Origin of the sequence: Marinitoga sp. 38H-ov (genome assembly GCF_011057715.1) — a bacterium.
GTDB lineage: Bacteria > Thermotogota > Thermotogae > Petrotogales > Petrotogaceae > Marinitoga.
On record NZ_LNGH01000009.1, the window covers coordinates 40,265 to 59,077 of the forward strand.

19 protein-coding genes are annotated in these 18,813 nt (G+C 25.3%); all 19 read left to right on the forward strand.

All coding sequences use genetic code 11. The features are described 5' to 3' along the window. The first annotated feature begins 9 nt into the window (after positions 1–9). The 19 genes from plsY (at position 10) to AS160_RS03310 (ending at position 18,636) form a co-directional block, all read left to right on the forward strand. Positions 10–606, forward strand: a complete 597-nt coding sequence (gene plsY / locus AS160_RS03220) for a glycerol-3-phosphate 1-O-acyltransferase PlsY (RefSeq protein ID WP_241244212.1) — start codon at positions 10–12, stop codon at positions 604–606. Position 607: 1 nt separating this feature from the next. Continuing rightward, entirely contained in the window at positions 608–2,359 is a 1,752-nt protein-coding gene (locus tag AS160_RS03225; RefSeq protein WP_165144838.1) for a hypothetical protein, read from the forward strand. Beyond that, the gene (locus tag AS160_RS03230) at positions 2,349–2,801 is read left to right on the forward strand and encodes a tetratricopeptide repeat protein (protein WP_165144841.1); all 453 of its coding nucleotides are present in this window, start codon (positions 2,349–2,351) and stop codon (positions 2,799–2,801) included. Before AS160_RS03225 ends, AS160_RS03230 begins: the two co-directional genes overlap by 11 nt. A gap of 20 nt (positions 2,802–2,821) precedes the next feature. Next, on the forward strand, positions 2,822–5,707 hold the full coding sequence (locus AS160_RS03235) for a polysaccharide biosynthesis/export family protein (protein WP_165144844.1): 2,886 nt from the start codon (positions 2,822–2,824) through the stop codon (positions 5,705–5,707). A 45-nt stretch (positions 5,708–5,752) separates the two neighbouring features. Continuing rightward, on the forward strand, positions 5,753–7,144 hold the full coding sequence (gene hslU / locus AS160_RS03240) for an ATP-dependent protease ATPase subunit HslU (protein WP_165144847.1): 1,392 nt from the start codon (positions 5,753–5,755) through the stop codon (positions 7,142–7,144). A gap of 9 nt (positions 7,145–7,153) precedes the next feature. Continuing rightward, positions 7,154–7,837 carry a response regulator gene (locus tag AS160_RS03245; protein ID WP_165144850.1) on the forward strand — a complete coding sequence of 228 codons (684 nt, stop codon included), beginning with the start codon at positions 7,154–7,156 and terminating at the stop codon, positions 7,835–7,837. After that, a complete protein-coding gene (locus AS160_RS03250; RefSeq protein WP_165144853.1) occupies positions 7,827–8,264 on the forward strand; it encodes an NAD(P)-binding protein in 438 nt (145 codons plus the stop codon). The genes AS160_RS03245 and AS160_RS03250 overlap by 11 nt, the downstream gene beginning before the upstream one ends. Further along, positions 8,254–8,937: a TrkA C-terminal domain-containing protein gene (locus AS160_RS03255; protein WP_165144856.1), complete on the forward strand. Its 684-nt coding sequence runs from the start codon at positions 8,254–8,256 to the stop codon at positions 8,935–8,937. The genes AS160_RS03250 and AS160_RS03255 overlap by 11 nt, the downstream gene beginning before the upstream one ends. A gap of 4 nt (positions 8,938–8,941) precedes the next feature. Continuing rightward, positions 8,942–10,444 carry a TrkH family potassium uptake protein gene (locus AS160_RS03260; RefSeq protein ID WP_165144859.1) on the forward strand — a complete coding sequence of 501 codons (1,503 nt, stop codon included), beginning with the start codon at positions 8,942–8,944 and terminating at the stop codon, positions 10,442–10,444. A 10-nt stretch (positions 10,445–10,454) separates the two neighbouring features. Next, positions 10,455–11,720, forward strand: a complete 1,266-nt coding sequence (gene hisS, locus AS160_RS03265; RefSeq protein ID WP_165144862.1) for a histidine--tRNA ligase — start codon at positions 10,455–10,457, stop codon at positions 11,718–11,720. Between the two features lie 4 nt (positions 11,721–11,724). Next, complete coding sequence (locus AS160_RS03270; protein ID WP_165144865.1) at positions 11,725–12,561, forward strand: hypothetical protein; 837 nt, start codon at positions 11,725–11,727, stop codon at positions 12,559–12,561. 110 nt (positions 12,562–12,671) lie between these two features. After that, positions 12,672–12,926, forward strand: coding sequence for an acyl carrier protein (acpP, locus tag AS160_RS03275; protein ID WP_165144868.1), 255 nt, complete (start codon positions 12,672–12,674; stop codon positions 12,924–12,926). Between the two features lie 89 nt (positions 12,927–13,015). Continuing rightward, positions 13,016–14,602, forward strand: a complete 1,587-nt coding sequence (locus AS160_RS03280; RefSeq protein ID WP_165144870.1) for a CTP synthase — start codon at positions 13,016–13,018, stop codon at positions 14,600–14,602. Then, the gene (locus AS160_RS03285) at positions 14,599–15,177 is read left to right on the forward strand and encodes a CPBP family intramembrane glutamic endopeptidase (RefSeq protein ID WP_165144872.1); all 579 of its coding nucleotides are present in this window, start codon (positions 14,599–14,601) and stop codon (positions 15,175–15,177) included. Before AS160_RS03280 ends, AS160_RS03285 begins: the two co-directional genes overlap by 4 nt. 166 nt (positions 15,178–15,343) lie before the next feature. Then, the gene (locus AS160_RS03290; RefSeq protein ID WP_165144874.1) at positions 15,344–15,856 is read left to right on the forward strand and encodes a ferritin; all 513 of its coding nucleotides are present in this window, start codon (positions 15,344–15,346) and stop codon (positions 15,854–15,856) included. Between the two features lie 12 nt (positions 15,857–15,868). Continuing rightward, positions 15,869–16,249 (forward strand): desulfoferrodoxin, encoded by a 381-nt coding sequence (locus AS160_RS03295; protein WP_165144876.1) that lies wholly within the window; start codon positions 15,869–15,871, stop codon positions 16,247–16,249. A 227-nt stretch (positions 16,250–16,476) separates the two neighbouring features. Then, positions 16,477–17,361 carry a hypothetical protein gene (locus tag AS160_RS03300; RefSeq protein ID WP_165144878.1) on the forward strand — a complete coding sequence of 295 codons (885 nt, stop codon included), beginning with the start codon at positions 16,477–16,479 and terminating at the stop codon, positions 17,359–17,361. Between the two features lie 31 nt (positions 17,362–17,392). Further along, positions 17,393–18,004: a carbohydrate binding domain-containing protein gene (locus tag AS160_RS03305; protein WP_165144880.1), complete on the forward strand. Its 612-nt coding sequence runs from the start codon at positions 17,393–17,395 to the stop codon at positions 18,002–18,004. A gap of 14 nt (positions 18,005–18,018) precedes the next feature. Beyond that, on the forward strand, positions 18,019–18,636 hold the full coding sequence (locus tag AS160_RS03310; protein WP_165144882.1) for a carbohydrate binding domain-containing protein: 618 nt from the start codon (positions 18,019–18,021) through the stop codon (positions 18,634–18,636). Positions 18,637–18,813 lie beyond the last annotated feature (177 nt).

Consider the following 18,813-nt stretch of genomic DNA (forward strand, 5'->3'; position numbering starts at 1 on the left):
ATTATATTGATGGATATATTTTGGATTATAATAGGTTATATAAGTGGATCAATACCTTTTAGTTATATTATGGCAAAATTAGCTGGAATTGATATAACAAAAGTTGGAAGTGGTAATGTAGGTGGTACAAATGTATTAAGAAGTGCAGGAGCTTTTTATGGTGTGTTCAGTATGATACTTGATTTATTAAAAGCTTTTATTCCAACTTTTTTAGCGTATAAACTAAGCGGTAATATTGCATATTTTGTAGGTTTTTTTGCTGTAATAGGACACATCTATCCAATTGTATTAAAATTTAGAGGTGGTAAAGGAGTTGCATCTACAGTTGGAGTTTATTTTGCATTAAATCCTATATTAGGACTTATATTCTTTTTAATATGGATTCCTATAACATTATTTACAAAATATGTTTCATTAGCTTCTATTGTTACTTTAACTACAATAGGTATTATAAGTTTTATATATTCATTTGAATTGGGCATATTAAATATTTTATTAGCATTAATTAGTGTTTATAAACACAAATCAAATATTGAAAGATTATTAAATAAAAATGAAAATAAAACAGATATTATAGAAATATTTAGAAAGACATTTAATAAATAAAATGAAAAGAAATTTTATTATATTATTATTTATTTTTATTATTAGTGTATCTTTTTCGCAAAATTTAACAGAAAGCGAAAAAATGGCTCGAAAACTTTTTTCTGAGAGCCTAGATTCTTTTTTCTCTGGAAAAAGGTATGATGCGAAATTGAAATTGGAAGAAGCTATGTCTAATCAAATATATTTAAATGATATTCCATATTTCTGGTATTATGCAGCAAAGCTGGATTTGTTATTGGGGAATATTAATAGAGCAAAAGAAGATTTAAATAATATTTTATTTTTTTCGCCTAATAATAGTGAAGCTATATCTTTATTAAATTTTATCGATTCTTTAAAAAAGATAAAATTTAATATAAACCCGGAAATAAAAATTAAAGAGATTGGAAGAATAAAAAATATTGTTGATTCAAATGAGAAATTTTTTATTGGTAATGATTTTTTGATTATAAATGAATATATATATATATTAGATATTGAAAATGATTTAATATACTATACAAATTTAGAAAATTCAGAGGAAAATTGGATAAGATTTGAAAGTATTAAAGAAGAAACCTTTAAACCATTTAATATGTACTATGACATTAGGACAGATAACTTTTATTTATCTGGAAATAGCGGATTATATATAATAAGAAACTTTTCTAATCAGCAAGATTTTAGATTTGAAAAATTAAATAACTTTAGTAATTTATTGTTAGTTAATTTTGATAGAGTTGGAAGATTTTGGACTTATTCTGCATCGAATAATAGTATATTAGTTTTTGATATTAATGGTAAATTAATTGAAGAAAAAAAATTAGAAGAAAAATATGTCATAACCCATGGAAGCTTTGTTAACGATGAATTGAGTTTATTAGATATAAAAAATAAGCAAATATTAGTATTTTCAACATGGAATTTAGAAATAGAGAAAATAATTCCTCTAGAAAATGAACATTATCCTATAAATATAATATCATTACCTTATAATGCATATATTATATCATATATGAATGATGGAGTTTATCTATATCAAAATAATTTAATAACAAAAATATTTGATTTTCCATATCTAATTAAATATGATAAAGGGATTTTGATGAAATTTGATTATAATAAATATGAATTAGTTTTAGATCAAATTGAATATTTAACGGATATAATGAATTATTATGTTTTTCTATATAGTATAGACTTTAATGTAGCAAAAAAACAAATTAATTTAAAGATAAATACAGTATCTCCTGAAGATAATTTTATAAACTATATAAGAAAAAAAATATATATAACAGATACTGAAGGAAGATATGCGTTTAATTATTATATGTCTTATAAAAAACCTAAAATAATGAAATTTTACAATATGGAATATTTATTTTTAGAAATGCTTCCATTAATTGAGAGCGAATCAATAATTATATTGAAAGATGATGAAAACTTCAATTATGAAAAATATATAAATATAACTAACATAATGCCGTTATTGGTAACTAATACTACATTATATATTATAACCGATAAAGATTTAAATGATGAGATAAAACATTTAATTCAATTAACTGGTGGAGATATTATTCAAACTAAATATATTAATGTTTTTGAAAATTATATAAAGAATAGTTATAAAATAATTCAAAATATTTCATATAATTTATTTGCACCAATAGCTCCAGGTATTAGACCTGTAAAGATTAATTTACAATTGGATAGTAAAATTATTAGCGATACAATGTATTATTATTCGGAAGGTGTTGGAATTGCAGAATAAAAGTAATTATTTTATTAAATTAGGAAATAAATATTTATCATTAAATAATATTAAATTAGCAATAGAAAATTATTTATTAGCTTTAAAAGAAGATGAGGAAAATCCATTAATATATCATAATTTAGGCGTTTGTTTTTTGCTAGAAAATAATTATAATGATGCAGTTGTTAATTTTGAAAAATCTATTGAAAAAGGGATGGATGAAGAAGAAACATATTATTATTATATTAAAGCACTTTATTTATCAGGAAATTATAATGAATGCTTGGAAGTAAATGTTAATGAAAAATTTTATATTGATATGAATATAATAAAATTAAAATCTGCTATGAAATTAAATAAATTTGATATTGCAAAAAATATTATTGAGAATTTAAAATTAAAAGGTTTTTCTAGTCAAGAAATAAATTTGATAGAAAGCATAATAAGTAATCAATATTAGGATATTGAGGAGGTTAAGGTATGAAACACAAAGCGGCTATCGTAGTTTTAGTAATATTAACTATTTCTGCATTTTCTAACTATTTGATAAGAACGGGAGATGTTTTGGGATTATGGGTTTTTGGATATTCTGAATATTCTAATCAAAAAATATTAGTAGGGCCTGATGGAGAAATAACAGTTCCTCCTATTGGAAGATTATATGCTCAAGGGAAAACAATTGAAATTTTGGAGAAAGAGATTAAAGATAAAATAAGTGAGTATATTAAATCTCCAAATGTAACTTTAGGTATTGTAAGTTATGCTCCATTTGAAGTACAAGTTATTGGAAATGTTATGAAATCTGGAATTATACAATTACCAAAACCAGAGTTATCCTTAACTAAAATAATATCACTAAGTGGAGGATTTGCGGAGCCTTGGAAAAGTTCTAGAGCCATAGTAAAGTATCCTGATGGAACAGAGAAATCATATGATATAACAAATTTATTTAAAGGATTATTGTTGGATGAAGATCCTATTATTCCAGAAAATTCTACAATTGTCATTCCGATAGAATTTAATACAAATATTAATATTTATACTGATTTTGGGATTAAAACTATACAGTATTTTGAAGGTATTACTTTAAAAGATATTATATCATTATCAAATATTAATCCAGAGAATTATGAAAATGAAATTTTAATTTTAAGAGGCGAAAATGTTTTTAAATATACATTTCAAGATTTAAAAGGAAATAATAATATATCCTTAGAAAAAGGCGATACTGTAATATTTAATAAATTGGAAAAATATGTATATGTATTTGGATTAAATAAAGGTGGTAAAATTTTATTTGAAAAGGACGAAAATTTTAATTTAAAAACATTGATGGCTAAATTAGGAATAGAACCAAAATATGTAAAGTATTCAGTATATAGAGAAGATAAGTTGGAAAATATTAATGAAGATACTGAATTGAATATCGGAGATATAGTTGAATTTGATACAATTGAAAAATATGTATATGTAAGTTCTAATAATGGTGGAGGAAAAATATTATTTGATGTAAAAGAAAAATTTGATTTATATACCCTATTGGGGAAAATGGGATTTGAAAAAAATGATTATAATATAGAAATATTTAATCCTGATACTGGTGAAATAGCATATCCAACAGAAAATATTAACCTAACAAAAGGTATGATTATTAAGTTTACCCCTATTGAAAAATATGTATATGTAACAAATAAAGGAAAAGTAATCTTTACAAAAACAGAAAAATTTGATTTAGAAACATTAATAGGTAAATTAGGAGTAGATAAAGAATTATCAGAAATAAGAATATTTGATCCTGAAACTAAAGAAACAATATTAGCAAATGATAATATTGAATTAAAAAATGGTATGTATATAGATATTATACCAATTGAAAAATATGTATATATAGTTGGTGATATTGCAAAAACTATATATTTTGATAAAAAAGAAAGAATTGACAAAAAAACAATTTTAGCAAAATTAGGGCTTACAGAAGAAAAAATAAATTCATTTGAATATTCTAGTTTAGAACCGGGAAGTGTTATAACTATAAAAATAAAAAAGAATTATGTTTATACATCTGGTGCTTTTAATTATACGGGAAGATTAGATTTTGATATTTCAGAACCAATTACATTATCAGCAATTATTTCTAAAACAAAAGGATTCAATAATGATTTTAGTGGCGAGTTATTATTGGTAAATAATGGAGAAAGTAAATCAATAATTATTGAAGAAAATAAAGTATATAATAATATTATTGATCCAGGAACAATGATTTTAGCTAAAGCTTCAAAAAGAGAAGTTTATATATTAGGAGAAGGTGTTGTTAATGGAACATATTCTGCTAAATTAAATGATTCAATATGGAATATATTATTAAGAGCAGGATATATACCTTCAGATAAATATGAAATAGAAATTAAGATTAACGAAGAAATTCAAAAATATAGTGGAGTAGATGCTGAAAATGATTTAAGTAAATTACCAGTTGTAGGAGAAACGTATATAAATGTAAAGAAAGTAAAAAATGATAATGTCTTAATATATAAAAATGGTTCAGTTAATGTTATTACCCCTAAAACAGAAGATTATGTAACATTAATTGATGTTTTTAGTGCTGTAAATGGTTTTTCTCCTTCCAAGGAAGGAACAATAACTGTTTACTATAATAATGAAAAAATTGCTGAATATAATTCTTTAGATGTTATAAATAATCCTTTGGCTAAAATTCCTCAAGGATCATATGTTAGTTTTGTATTATCAATAAATTTAAATTACATAACTATACTAGGAAATACTACACCTAGAAGTATTAAAACAGAAGTTGCAATGCCTTTAACGGAAATTTTAGGTCAATTATCTATTGATTGGAAAACACAAAAATATATTAAAATATATAAACCGAACGGAGTTTTAGATAATATTGATTTAGATAAAATAAAAGATTTGAATAATATTTATATAAATCCAGGCGATGTTGTTTATGTTCCTAATACCCATAATCAATATGTATATATTTTTGGAGAAGTATTAAAACCAGGATTATTACAATATACTAAAGGATTAAATGTAATAGAGGCATTATTTAAAGCTGGAATTAATACACAATCAGCTGAATTATCAAATGTTTTCTTGTTTAAAGATGGACCAGATCAACCACCAATTGTTTTGAATTTAAAAGACTTTTATAATGGTGGAAATGTTCCAGATGTTATGAATAAATTATTAGAACCAGGAGATATAATATATGTTCCAAAAAATATTTTAACAAATGTAGTTAATGCTATGAGTATAGTAAGTAATTTTATGAGTTTCTTTAATACAGGTTATACAACATATAGTAATGTTAATAGTATAATAAATTCTTTTAATGGAAATTAATTAAATCCCCCGTAAGGGGGATTAAGAATTTGCGGAGGTGAGTATATGGTAGAATTAACACCAAAAGAAATTGTTAAGGAATTAGATAAATATATTATAGGGCAAAATAATGCTAAAAAGGCAGTAGCTGTAGCTTTAAGGAATAGGTATAGAAGATTAAAATTGCCTGAAGAAATAAAAAAGGAAATAATGCCTAAAAATATTTTAATGATAGGTCCAACTGGCGTTGGAAAAACTGAAATTGCTAGAAGATTAGCGCAAATCGCTAATGCACCATTTATTAAAGTTGAAGCAACTAGATTCACAGAAGTTGGTTATGTAGGGAAAAATGTAGAATCAATGATTAGAGAATTAGTTGATGTATCTATTAATATGGTTAGAAACGAAATGATGAAAGATGTTGAAGAAAAAGCTGAAGAAATGGTAGAAGAGAAAATTCTTGATGCTATAATGGGAATTAATAAGAAAAAACAACAACCAGCGGGCAATTTTATGGAATTGTTAAATATGTTTGGTCAGAATCAACCTAAAAAAGAAGAACCTGTAGTAGAAACAAATAATTTTGAAAGAAGACAGGAATTAAAAAAGAAATTAATTAACAAAGAATTAGAAGATATTGAAATAGAAATTGAAGTTGAAGAAACTCCAACACCAATGTTTGCAGGATTAGGTCCTGAATTTGAAGATATGGGAATACAAATTGGAGAAATGTTTTCAAATATGATGCCTAAGAAAACAATTAGAAAAAAAATGAAAATAAAAGATGCTAGAAAGGTTTTACTTCCTATGGAAGCAGAGAAATTAATAGATAAGGAAAAAATGATTCAAGAAGCTATAGATAGAGCTCAAAACAGAGGTATTATTTTTATTGATGAAATGGATAAAATAGCAGCAAAATCAGGAGGTTCTGGACCTGATGTTTCTAGGGAAGGAGTACAACGTGATTTATTACCAATTGTTGAAGGTACTACAGTAATTACAAAACATGGACCAATAAAAACTGATTATATGTTATTTATTGCAGCAGGAGCTTTTCATGTTGCAAAGCCTTCTGATTTAATTCCTGAAATGCAAGGAAGATTTCCAATAAGAGTAGAATTAGAAGCTTTAACAGAAAAAGATTTTGTTAGGATTTTAGTAGAGCCAGAAAATGCTATTACAAAACAATATAATGCATTATTAAAGACAGATGGTGTAAATATTATATTTACAAATGAGGGTATAGAAGAAATTGCAAAAATTGCATTTAATCTAAATGAAAAAATAGAAAATATTGGCGCTAGAAGATTATATACTGTAGTTGAAAGAGTATTAGAAGAAATCTCCTATGAAGCTCCGCTAGATTCGGAAGTAGATATTCAAATTACCAAAGAATATGTAAGGCAAAGAATTGGAGATTTAGCAGATAATAAGGATTTAAGTGAGTTTGTCCTTTAGGAGGAGATTATGAATAAAATATTAATAATCGATGATACACCTGAAATAGTGATGTTATACGAAAAAATGATAAATAATTATCTTCAAGATATTGATTTTGTTAATACAATAATATATACTGTAAAAGAGCTTAAAGAATTTCTTTATCACGAAGAAAATTTTAAAGAAAGATTTTCGCTTATTATAAGCGAAAGTGAATTACATGGAGAAAATATAATAGAATTATTAGAGGTTTTAAAAACATATCAGCCAAAAACCCCATTGTATATTGTAAGTAATAAAATGAATTTAAGTTCAATAAAAAATGCTTTTAAAATAGGGGTTATAGATTGGATTGAAAAGCCAATAGTTCCAGAAGAATTTTCTATAATGTTGGCTGAATCAATATTTAAAGGTGAAAGTTTTGAAAGCAAATATAGAAAATTGAAGAATGAATTATTTAAATTTGAATCTGATAATAATTTGGATTTTTTTATTCTAGAAGATAAAATTAGTTCTTTGATATGTGATAATCCTAATAGATATGAAGGACATATCCTTTTAGGATATTTATATTGGAAAAAATTAAAAAATATTAATTTATTAAAAAAACATTATTATGCTGCAAAAGCATTGGCTGAAAATGTTATAAAAGATAAAGAATTGGAAGATATTATCATCCGCATTTTGGAGGAATATGATAATGAAAAATAAAATGAAATATATTATTATTATTGGTTGTGGGAGATTGGGATCTGAATTAGCTAAAAAATTTTCGAAAGATCATAATGTTATTGTTGTAGATAAAAAGGTCGAAGCTTTAGAGAGATTAAAAAAATACAACTTTACTGGGTTTTCTATGGTTGTGGATAGTTCGGATATTGCCATTTTAGAGCAAGTAAAGGCTGAAAAAGCTGATATTATATATTTGGTTACACCTGATGATAATTTGAATTTTATGTTAGCTAATGCTTGCAATATGTTTTATAAATCCAAAAATCCTAACATAGAAATAATAGCACGTGTTAATGATCCTCATAAAAAAAGTTTATTTGAAAAAGCTGGGTTAAATATCTTCTGTCCAATAGAACATGCAGTTGATGAACTAGTTGGGAATGAAGGTGTAAATAATGAAAAATAAAATTTTTTATATTATAGAAGGAGAGAATATAGCTTATTCTATTGTCAGAAATTTATTACATAAAGGTTATAGTGTTTATTATATTTCTTCTAAAGAAGTAAATATAAATAAAATTTTATCTTTGAAAGCCTATTATTCTAATTTAGATGGTATTTTACATGATCCTACAGAAATTAGTTTTTTAGAAAGTTTAGATATGGCTCCAAATAGAGTAGGTGGAGTTATATCTCTTTCTGATGATGATGCACTGAACTTTGTAGTATCTTGGTTAATTAAAAGTTTATATGAGGATATAAGAGTTATTTCATTAGTTAATTATCCTGAAAATGAAAAATTATTTTTATTAAATCATATAGAAACTGTTAGTATAACTAATTGGATAGAAAAAATAATTGAAGCATCTTTAGAATATCAAACAAACTTAAGCTTCTTTAATCCTTATGCTGATAAACTTGCAATTATAGAAGTAAAAATAAAAAAGCAAGATTATGCAGCAAATAAAAAATTAAAAGATTTACATATGCCAGAAAATTCAATAGTAAGTATGCTTATTAGGGAAGATGGTATATTTGTTCCTCAAGGAAATACGGAGATTTTACCAGGAGATAAATTGGTTATTTTTTCTTTGAAAGACAAGGTTCCAGAGGTAAAACTCAAGATTTTGAAAGGATGAAAATATGCCAAAATACTTATATAATTTGAAACATAGATATAAAATAATATTCAAAAATACTGGTACAATGTTAGTATATTTTGGAATAGGATTAATATTATTTGGAACTCTTTCTTTATTATATAAAGATTTTAATTCTTTATATAGTTTTTTAGAATCTGGATTAATAAGTATTTTTGTTGGTTCATTTTTTATTTTAATAGGATGGAATAAAGAAAATGATTCTATAAATATTCAGGATGCAATTGTAATAATTTTTTTAGTTTGGACATTAGCAATTTTCTTTTCTGCTCTGCCATTTGTATTTTCTGGCATATTAAATATACACCATGCAATTTTTGAATCTACTAGTGGCTGGACAACAACTGGGCTTACTTTAGTTGATGTGGAAAAAATACCTAAAATTTTCTTATTATGGAGAAGTTTAATGCAGTATTTTGGTGGTGCAGGTTTTGCATTAATTATGGTTATTGCTACTGGCGCATTAGGAGTTGGGTTATATCAAGCTGAGGGCCGAACAGATAATGTTGTTCCGAATTTAAGAGATTCTGCTAAAATAATATTTGGAATTTATTTATCTTGGGCAATTATAGGTATATTTCTTTTGAAATTTATTGCTGGATTAAATTTTTTTGATGCTTTTAATCATACATTAACCGCATTGGCAACAGGTGGTTTTTCTACAAAAATAAATAGCGTTGGTGAATTTAATAATGTAAATGCTGAAATAATAATAATAATTCTAATGATTTCGGGTGGTACTGGCTTTGGGGTTCATTATGCGGCGTTGAGAAGAAAAGATTTATTTAAAAAAAATCCTGAACCAAAGACAATGTTTTTCATACTTTTAATATCAATATTTTTATTATTATTTTTTACAACAAAAATTTTATATGGTTTTTTTGGTGGATTAAGGCATGCAGTATTTCAAGCGGTTTCTGCGTTAACAGGTACAGGTTTTTCTACAGTATCATATGATAATTGGAATAATTTTGGATTATTGATAATGACAATTTTAATGATATTGGGAGGAATGATGGACTCTACTTCAGGTGGGTTGAAGTTATTTAGAGTTTTCGTTATATGGAAAATAATAACACATCAAATAAAAAATTATTTTAAACCAGAAGGAAGTGTTTTTCATATTGAAGTATATAAGGGAATATCTAAAAAAAGAATATCATATGATACTTTAAGAGATGTAATTGCTGTAGTATCAATGTATTTTTTAATATACATAATTGGCGTATTAGTATTATTATCATATGGATATACTATGGAAGATTCGCTGTTTGAATATGCTTCTGCATTATCAGCTGTTGGGTTATCGGTTGGTATTACAACACCAAATGCACCTTTAGGTGTAATATGGATAGAAACATTGGGAATGTATTTGGGAAGGTTAGAATTTTTTGTAATATTCTTTGCTATAATTAAAATATTTAGGGATATTAAAGATGTTATTCAACTAAAATTTTTGAAACTTAGAGGAGGTGACCCCTTTTAAAGGGTAAAATATGGGTCAGTATAAAAAGTTTAAAGGGACACAAGATATTTTTGGTGATGAAATAAAGCTTTGGTATTATATAGAAAATAAAGCACGTGAAATATTTTTGAAGTATGGTTATAAAGAAATTAGAACCCCTATTATAGAACCAACTGAACTATTTAAAAGAAGTGTAGGGGAATCTAGTGATATAGTACAAAAGGAAATGTATACATTTGAAGATAAAGGTGGTAGATCGGTCACACTAAGACCAGAAGGAACGGCTTCTGTAGTAAGGGCATATGTAGAAAACTCAATGATTAATATGGGATCTCCAATAAAATTATATTATATTGGTCCAATGTTTAGATATGAAAAACCTCAAGCTGGAAGATTAAGACAATTTCATCAAATAGGAGTAGAAATTTTTGGTACAGATACACCAATATCAGATGCAGAAATAATTGTTTTGGCAGATGAGCTATTAAAAGCTTTAGGATTAAAAAATTATAAAATTAAGATAAATAGTATTGGATGTCCAGAATGCCGCCCGAAATATAGAGAGGCTCTTAAAAATTATTATAAGCCTATGTTACCTAATATGTGTGAAGATTGTCAAAAAAGATATGATGTAAATATAATGAGATTATTAGATTGTAAAATTGATAATAAATATGCAAAGGATGCTCCTGTCATTTTAGATTATTTATGTGATGATTGTAAGGATCATTTTAATAGAGTTATAAGTTATTTAAATGCATTAGAAATTAATTATGAAATAGATTCAAGAATTGTTAGAGGTCTTGATTATTACTCTAAAACAGCCTTTGAAATTGAGCATTTAGATTTAGGTGCTCAATCAGTAATTTTAGGTGGTGGAAGATATAATTCTTTAGTGGAAGAAATAGGAGGAAAAGAAACTCCAGCTATAGGCTTTGGAATGGGAATTGAAAGAGTAATATTAGCATTAAAAAAAGAAAATATAAACATAGAAAATCCTGAAGTTATTGATGTATATATTGCTTATTCAGGGAAAGAAACAGATATTGAAGCTATGAAATTAGCTAAAAAGTTAAAGGATGAAGATTTAAAAGTATTCTTAAATATATCAGATAGAAGTATTAGAAATCAAATGAAACATGCTAATAAATTAAATGCCCGTTTTGTAGTTATTATTGGTGAAAATGAGATGCAAAACAATATAATAACTATAAAAAATATGCAGACTGGAGAACAATTTGAAGTGGAAAAATATTGGGCTCCTCAAATTTTAAAAGAAAAATCTATGTTGGAGTGATTTGATGGTTATTTTGAATCCTTTAATTGTAATAATCGGCATGATAATTTATTTAATACCATATTTATGGCCAGTAAGCTTTGCTATTACAATGTTTGTGTATCATATACTTTTAAAAAATAGAGATGAGCATATAAAAAGATTGAAGAAAATATTTGAAACAAAAGGAATAAAAAATTATGATTTTGGTAAAATAAAAGAAAAAGATTCATTAAAAGTATTGTTTGGATATATTATTTCTTTTTTGGGATTCACTTTAATATTTTTAAAATTATCTAATCAAATTGAAAAAATTTATAGTCAAATAACTTCTTTAGAAGAATTACAAAATTTAGAATATTCTTTGCCTCAATTTGATACATTTTTGTTTATTCTATTTTTATTCTTTTTATGGGTTACATATATAAATCTTTTAAATAAAATAATTAAAGATCAATTTTTTATCCAAAATATGGAAATTATAAATAATGTCATTGATAAACCAGTAATAAAATATAGAGATTCCAATTTTATTATGTTTCTTAGAATAATTACATTTAATTTATATGAATGGTTTTTACTTATTTCTTTAATTAGGGAAACAAATACATTGTATATTAAAGATGGGACATATAATATAAAAACTGAAGAACATCTAGAAGAAAAAAATATTGATAATAATATTGATAATAATGAGGAATTAGTAGAAAATAATTTTGAAACAAGAGAAGAATATTTAAGTTATTTATATTCTGTTTTATCTCAATTAAATAGTGTAAAAAGAATAAAAAAAATGGAAGAATTAGTATCAAATAATAAGATTTCTGAGGAAGAAGCTGAAAAATTGAAAAAAATGTTTTAATTTTACAAAAAATACAAAGAAAATTTACTTGACATTGTGGAAAAATATTAATATAATAATACCGATTTTATTATTGGCTGTCTTGTGAAAATATATAGGGAGGTATTTAAATGACAAGAGATGAACTTTTTGAAAAGGTAAAAGAAATTATAGTAGATACATTAAATGTTGATGAGGAAGACGTAACTTTAGACGCTTCTTTTACAGATGATTTAGATGCAGATTCATTAGAGTTAGTTGATTTAACAATGGCATTCGAGTCAGAATTAGGAGTATCTATAGAAGATGAAGAATTAGAGAAAATAAAAACAGTAGAAGATGTTGTAGATTCATTAGCAGAAAAATTAAATATAGATGAAGAATAATGACCTTTATAAGGGAAGCTTTCGCTTCCCTTATTTTATTTAAAATTATATAATAATTATTATTTAAATATCATTGTGGAGGTGAAGAAATGGCTAAAAAATATATTGTTGTAACAGGTGGGGTTTTAAGTGGAATTGGAAAAGGAATTGTTTCTGCATCAATAGGTAGAGTATTAAAGGATTGCGGAATAAAGGTTAATTCATTAAAAATAGATCCATATTTGAATGTTGATGCAGGTACAATGAATCCTAATCAACATGGTGAAGTTTTCGTTACAGATGATGGGTATGAAGCTGATCTTGATTTGGGGCATTATGAAAGATTTTTAGGAATAAATATGAAAAGATATAATAATATAACAGCAGGTCAAATATTCAAAAGCATAATAGAAAAAGAAAGAGAAGGGAAATATTTAGGTGCAACTGTGCAGATGGTACCACATGTTACAGATGAAATAAAAAATAGAATTAAAAGTATAGATACTGACTTACTTATGATTGAAATAGGTGGGACTGTAGGAGATATCGAAGGAGAAATATTTTTAGAAGCGGTAAGAGAACTTTCTTTAGAAGAAGGTATTGAAAATTTCTTTTTTATTCATGTAACATTTGTTCCGTATTTAAATGTTACTAATGAATTTAAAACAAAACCAACACAACAATCAGTTCAATTGTTAAGGAAAATAGGAATTCATCCTAATATGTTAATAATTAGAACAGAAAAATCAATAGATTCGAATAGTATGGATAAAATAGCCTTATTTGCAGGAGTTAATAGAAAATATGTTATTAATTTGCCAGATGCAGATAATGTATATGAAGTTCCAGAAAAAATATTTAATTTAGGAATACAAAATATGATAGCAGAGAAATTAAATATAAAAATAGATAATAAATTAAATTGGAATTATCCTAAAAACTTTGCTCCAGTAAAAATAGCTATAGTTGGGAAGTATTTAGGAACAGATGATGCTTATAAAAGTATAATTGAAAGTATATTCTTAAGCGGAGCAGAAAAACCTGAATTATTAGATTCTCAAACAATTGAAGAATTAACTGAGGAGGAAGCTGAAGGATTATTGTCAAAATATGATGGGATAATAATTCCTGGAGGCTTTGGGAGAAGAGGTATTGAAGGTAAAATAAAGGCAGTAAAAATAGCAAGAGAAAATAAAATACCTATTTTTGGTATTTGTTTAGGAATGCAAATAATGGTAATTGAATATGCAAGAAATGTCGGTAAATTAGAAACTGCTAACTCATATGAATTTGATAAAAATACACCTTATCCAGTTATAGATATGATGGAAGAACAAAAGGAAATATTAAAATTAGGCGGAACAATGAGATTGGGTTCTCAAGAAACAAAAATATTTAGGAATACTAAATTATATTCTATATATAATGAAGAAATAGTATTCGAAAGACATAGACATAGATATGAAGTAAATTTAGAAAGGTTTAAAGAATTATTTGCATATCCAGATGAAAGTAATTTAGAAGGAAAATTAATAATATCAGCAAAGTCGGATTTTGTAGAAGCTGTAGAGTTAAAAGAACATCCGTTTTTTATTGGAGTGCAATATCATCCGGAATTAAAAAGCAAAGTTGGAAAACCACACCCGATATTCAAAGCATTTGTAGAAAAATTAAAAGAGATAAAGGGATTAAAATGATATTATTATTCTTAAATATTGTCTTATATTTTTTTATTATTTATTTAATAGAAAGAAATATTCAATTTGAAAAAGGATTAATAATAAAAAGTATAATATTTTTATTATTAATACCATTATATAATTTAATAATATTTATAAAAATTCCTTATTTAATATATTTAATATTTTTAATATATGGAATAATTATAAATATATTACCTGATAAATGGGTAAAAACAAATTCTCTTAAATTTTATATTAACAGAAAAAGATTATTTTTAATACCTATAGCTGCATCTATAACTGAAGAAGTATTTTTTAGAGGTATTTTGAATGAACTTTTACTAAATGAATTAAGTAATATTATGCATGTTTCTATTATATCATCTTTTTTATTTGCATTAATTCATATATTTAATTTATTTAATGGATTAGAAAGTAAAAAATATTTTGTATTAACATTTCCAATTAGATTTGCTTTTGGTCTATTTTTTTCATTTTTATATTTTAAGTATGGAATAATAAGTGCAATTTTTGTTCATTTTTTAGTAGATTTTTCAGCTTTACTAAGAATTTACAAAAATACTCTTTAATCCTCCTTATGGAGGATTTTTTTAAAAATAACTTGACAAAATCTAAAAAATATAATATAATAATTTTAGATAAAGTATAAAAATATATTTGTATTAAAAAAACATTGACTTAAAAATTTTTAAGGTGTATAATATTTATGTAATAAAATTAAAAAGGGGTGATGGTATGTTAAAAAGTAAAATGTCAGAAGCATTAAATAAGCAAATAAACGAAGAATTATATTCTTCCTATTTATATTTATCGATGTCAGCATATTTTGATAATATGGGATTAAAAGGTTTTGCGAATTGGATGAGGATTCAGGCAATGGAAGAAAGAGATCATGCTATGAAATTATTTGATTATTTATTGAGTCAAGGTTCTGAAGTTGATTTAAAAGAAATTAAAGAACCACAACATAAATGGAATGGGATTAAAGATGTTATAGAAGCTACATTAGAACATGAACAACACATAACTCAATGTATTAATGATTTAGTTGATATTGCTGAAGAGTTAAAAGATAGAGCTACATATAATTTCTTGCAATGGTATATTGATGAACAAGTGGAAGAAGAAGAAAATGCGAGAGAAATATTGGATAAATTAGAATTAATTGGTGATAGTAAAGATGCATTATTTATGTTAGATAAAGATTTGGCTCAAAGGGTTTATACACCACCAATAACACAAGCGTAGGGAGGGATTTTAATGACTAAGAGAGGACAAGTTTATAAATGTGAAAAGTGTGGAAACATTGTTGAAGTATTACATGAAGGTGCTGGAGAATTAATTTGTTGTGGGGAACCTATGAAACTATTTGAAGAAAAAACAGCAGATTCATCAGTTGAAAAACATGTTCCATTTATTCAAGAAGTTGAAGATGGTTATTTAGTAAAAGTTGGTGAAACAACAGCTCATCCTATGACTGAAGAACATTATATAGAATGGATAGAATTAACAGTTGATGGAGAAGTATTTAAAAAATTCTTAACTCCAAACGATAAACCTGAGGCATTGTTTAAAGTTGCTAAAGGAAAAGAAGTTTCAGCAAGAGAATTTTGTAATTTACATGGATTATGGAAAAAATAATAAAAATATTTTGAGGCCTTTAAGGCCTCTTTTTTTTACTAAAAATTTACTATATATTGTTAATATTATTAATAGCATTTTAAGATAATAAAAACTATTAAATAGAAATACAAAAAAATAGAGAATAATTAGGAAAAAATAAAGATAATTGAGTTTTTAATGTAATAGTTACATTGCTATAATGTAGATATGATGAAGATTCTAAAATTTTGAATGGGAGGTATTATATGAAAAAAATATTATCAATTTTTCTAGTTGTTTTAATGGTGTCGTTTTTATTTTCCGCTGATATTAACTTAGATGGATATGTTGAAGTGAATTATGATTTAACTTTTGAACCAAAAATCAAATCATCAGAAAGCATAGGATTGTTGTATTTGGGAATTAAAGGGGATTCATATTTTATAGGTTTAATTAGAGAACCAGTTAATAGTAGTTTCAAAATTGATCAAGCTTATGGTATATTAAACTTAAATTTTGCTAACTTATTTTTAGGTAAAAAAGTTCAAAATTTTAGAGTTTCTCCTTTTGGCAACGACTTATGGTTAGCAGGGAATTTATCTGTAGAATTTCCTAATAATTTAGGAAGTATATATGCTGCTTTAGATATGAATTTCGATTCAAAAAGCACAAATAAAGAAGATCAATTACCAAAAGTAAATGTATTATTTGCAAATATGTTTTATAGTCCAATATCTCTAAAAACAGTATTATATGAAAATTATAAAAAAATGGAAACAGGAATTGATGTTAATTTGAATTTATTAAATGTATTATCTTATGCTAAATATAATATAGAAGAAAATAAATTAGAAAAACTAACCGCTGGTTTAAAATTTAATTTTGAACAATTTGATTTAACTTCATATATTTCCCCGGATGCAGAAACATTTAAAACATATTTAATTGGAGTTGATGGAGAATATAAACTTTCTGATATTTTATCTATAAATAGTTATTTTACTTTTGATAGCGAAACACCTGTTTCAAAATTTGGCATTTCAGCAAATTATAATTATATGGATATAGTTGTTTCACCTTCAATTTTATGGGATGGAAATAAAGAAGAAAATCAAACATCTGGAACATTATCAATAACAATGTATTTCTAAATTTAAATAAAATTCATTAGGAGGTGGAAATATGAATAAAAGATTTTTAGTGATGTTAGTTCTTTCATTGTTAGTTATAGGATTATTATCTTCATGTGTAAGACCAGTAGAAGATACTAATACTAATGAACCAGTAGAGATAGTTGTAAATGGTGATTTTTCTGAAAGAATTTTAGGAGATGATGAAAATGTTGGTTTTGAAGGTTGGTTTAAATTTACACCTGAAGGAGCTGATTGGAATGGTTGGGCTTCTTCATCTGCAACAATTGTTAATGGAGAAGCAAAAGTAGTGGTTAACAACCCAGGATCTGGTACATGGACAATTCAATTAGCTCAATGGCTTAATAATATTGAAGGTGGAAAGACGTATACAATTAAATTCAAAGCAAAATCAACAGCTGAAAATCCAGCATTAAATTTTGTTGTAACAGCAAGAAAAAATGATGACAATAACTTATGGATTGATCCTCCATTTTTAGCAGAAAGTGTTTCATTGACATCAGATTGGAAAGATTATTCATATGAAGTAGAAATACCATCAGATTTTGATTTGGATTCGTATACAGTAAAACTTGGTTTTGAATTAGGAACATCACCTATAGGAGAATATTACTTTGATGATGTTAGCGTAATGGAAAAATAATAGGAGGTAAAATTATGAGTAATGAAATTTTAGTGGCAATTACAGTTGCATTATTAGCAGTTGGTTTAGTAGGTGGAGTATTATTTTTTAATTCTCAAAATACAACAGTTGCAGAAAAACCTGTAGAACAAACAGTTGAAGCAATAAGTACAGAAGGTTTAGTTTCATTATTGAACAATAGCACATTTGATACAATGATTGTTGATGATGAAAAAGATCCAATGCATTGGTTTATTTGGCAAGCATCAACATATAAAATTAGTGGTGCAAGAGTATCTGATTTAGAAGTAAAAGATGGATATATAGCTATAACAGTAGCAGATTCTGGAGCAGATACATGGCATATTCAATTTGATCAAGATGTAAAATTAGAAAAAGGGAAAACATATGTATTTTCATTTAAAGCAAAAGCTGATGCACCAAGAAAAATAAATGCGAAAATATTACAAAACCATGATCCATACTACAATTATTTAGCAAAAACAGTTGATTTAACAACAGAATGGCAAACATTCACATTTGAATATACACACCCAGAAACAGCAGATGATGTAGTAAGATTGAGTTTTGAATTAGGTAAAGATGTACCAACAACAATCTATTTTGACGATGTAATTCTTGCAAATAAATAATATTTTAACCCTTCCATTTTTGGAAGGGTTTTTTGTTATATAGTGAAATAATTAACAAAAAATTCAGACAAAAACAGTTTAATTTTTATTTTTAATTAATATTTGTGAAATATTTCTTTTGTATAATAATATTGAAAGTGAAATTGTTATCAAACTATAGTCTCCGGTAATAAGTCA

Bases quoted from the DNA above. Each gene is read 5' to 3' on its own strand.
- plsY (WP_241244212.1), top strand. From the start codon at position 10: ATGGATATATTTTGGATTATAATAGGTTATATAAGTGGATCAATACCT.
- AS160_RS03225 (WP_165144838.1), top strand. From the start codon at position 608: ATGAAAAGAAATTTTATTATATTATTATTTATTTTTATTATTAGTGTA.
- AS160_RS03235 (WP_165144844.1), top strand. From the start codon at position 2,822: ATGAAACACAAAGCGGCTATCGTAGTTTTAGTAATATTAACTATTTCT.
- hslU (WP_165144847.1), top strand. From the start codon at position 5,753: ATGGTAGAATTAACACCAAAAGAAATTGTTAAGGAATTAGATAAATAT.
- AS160_RS03245 (WP_165144850.1), top strand. From the start codon at position 7,154: ATGAATAAAATATTAATAATCGATGATACACCTGAAATAGTGATGTTA.
- AS160_RS03250 (WP_165144853.1), top strand. From the start codon at position 7,827: ATGAAAAATAAAATGAAATATATTATTATTATTGGTTGTGGGAGATTG.
- AS160_RS03255 (WP_165144856.1), top strand. From the start codon at position 8,254: ATGAAAAATAAAATTTTTTATATTATAGAAGGAGAGAATATAGCTTAT.
- AS160_RS03260 (WP_165144859.1), top strand. From the start codon at position 8,942: ATGCCAAAATACTTATATAATTTGAAACATAGATATAAAATAATATTC.
- hisS (WP_165144862.1), top strand. From the start codon at position 10,455: ATGGGTCAGTATAAAAAGTTTAAAGGGACACAAGATATTTTTGGTGAT.
- AS160_RS03270 (WP_165144865.1), top strand. From the start codon at position 11,725: ATGGTTATTTTGAATCCTTTAATTGTAATAATCGGCATGATAATTTAT.
- acpP (WP_165144868.1), top strand. From the start codon at position 12,672: ATGACAAGAGATGAACTTTTTGAAAAGGTAAAAGAAATTATAGTAGAT.
- AS160_RS03280 (WP_165144870.1), top strand. From the start codon at position 13,016: ATGGCTAAAAAATATATTGTTGTAACAGGTGGGGTTTTAAGTGGAATT.
- AS160_RS03285 (WP_165144872.1), top strand. From the start codon at position 14,599: ATGATATTATTATTCTTAAATATTGTCTTATATTTTTTTATTATTTAT.
- AS160_RS03290 (WP_165144874.1), top strand. From the start codon at position 15,344: ATGTTAAAAAGTAAAATGTCAGAAGCATTAAATAAGCAAATAAACGAA.
- AS160_RS03295 (WP_165144876.1), top strand. From the start codon at position 15,869: ATGACTAAGAGAGGACAAGTTTATAAATGTGAAAAGTGTGGAAACATT.
- AS160_RS03300 (WP_165144878.1), top strand. From the start codon at position 16,477: ATGAAAAAAATATTATCAATTTTTCTAGTTGTTTTAATGGTGTCGTTT.
- AS160_RS03305 (WP_165144880.1), top strand. From the start codon at position 17,393: ATGAATAAAAGATTTTTAGTGATGTTAGTTCTTTCATTGTTAGTTATA.
- AS160_RS03310 (WP_165144882.1), top strand. From the start codon at position 18,019: ATGAGTAATGAAATTTTAGTGGCAATTACAGTTGCATTATTAGCAGTT.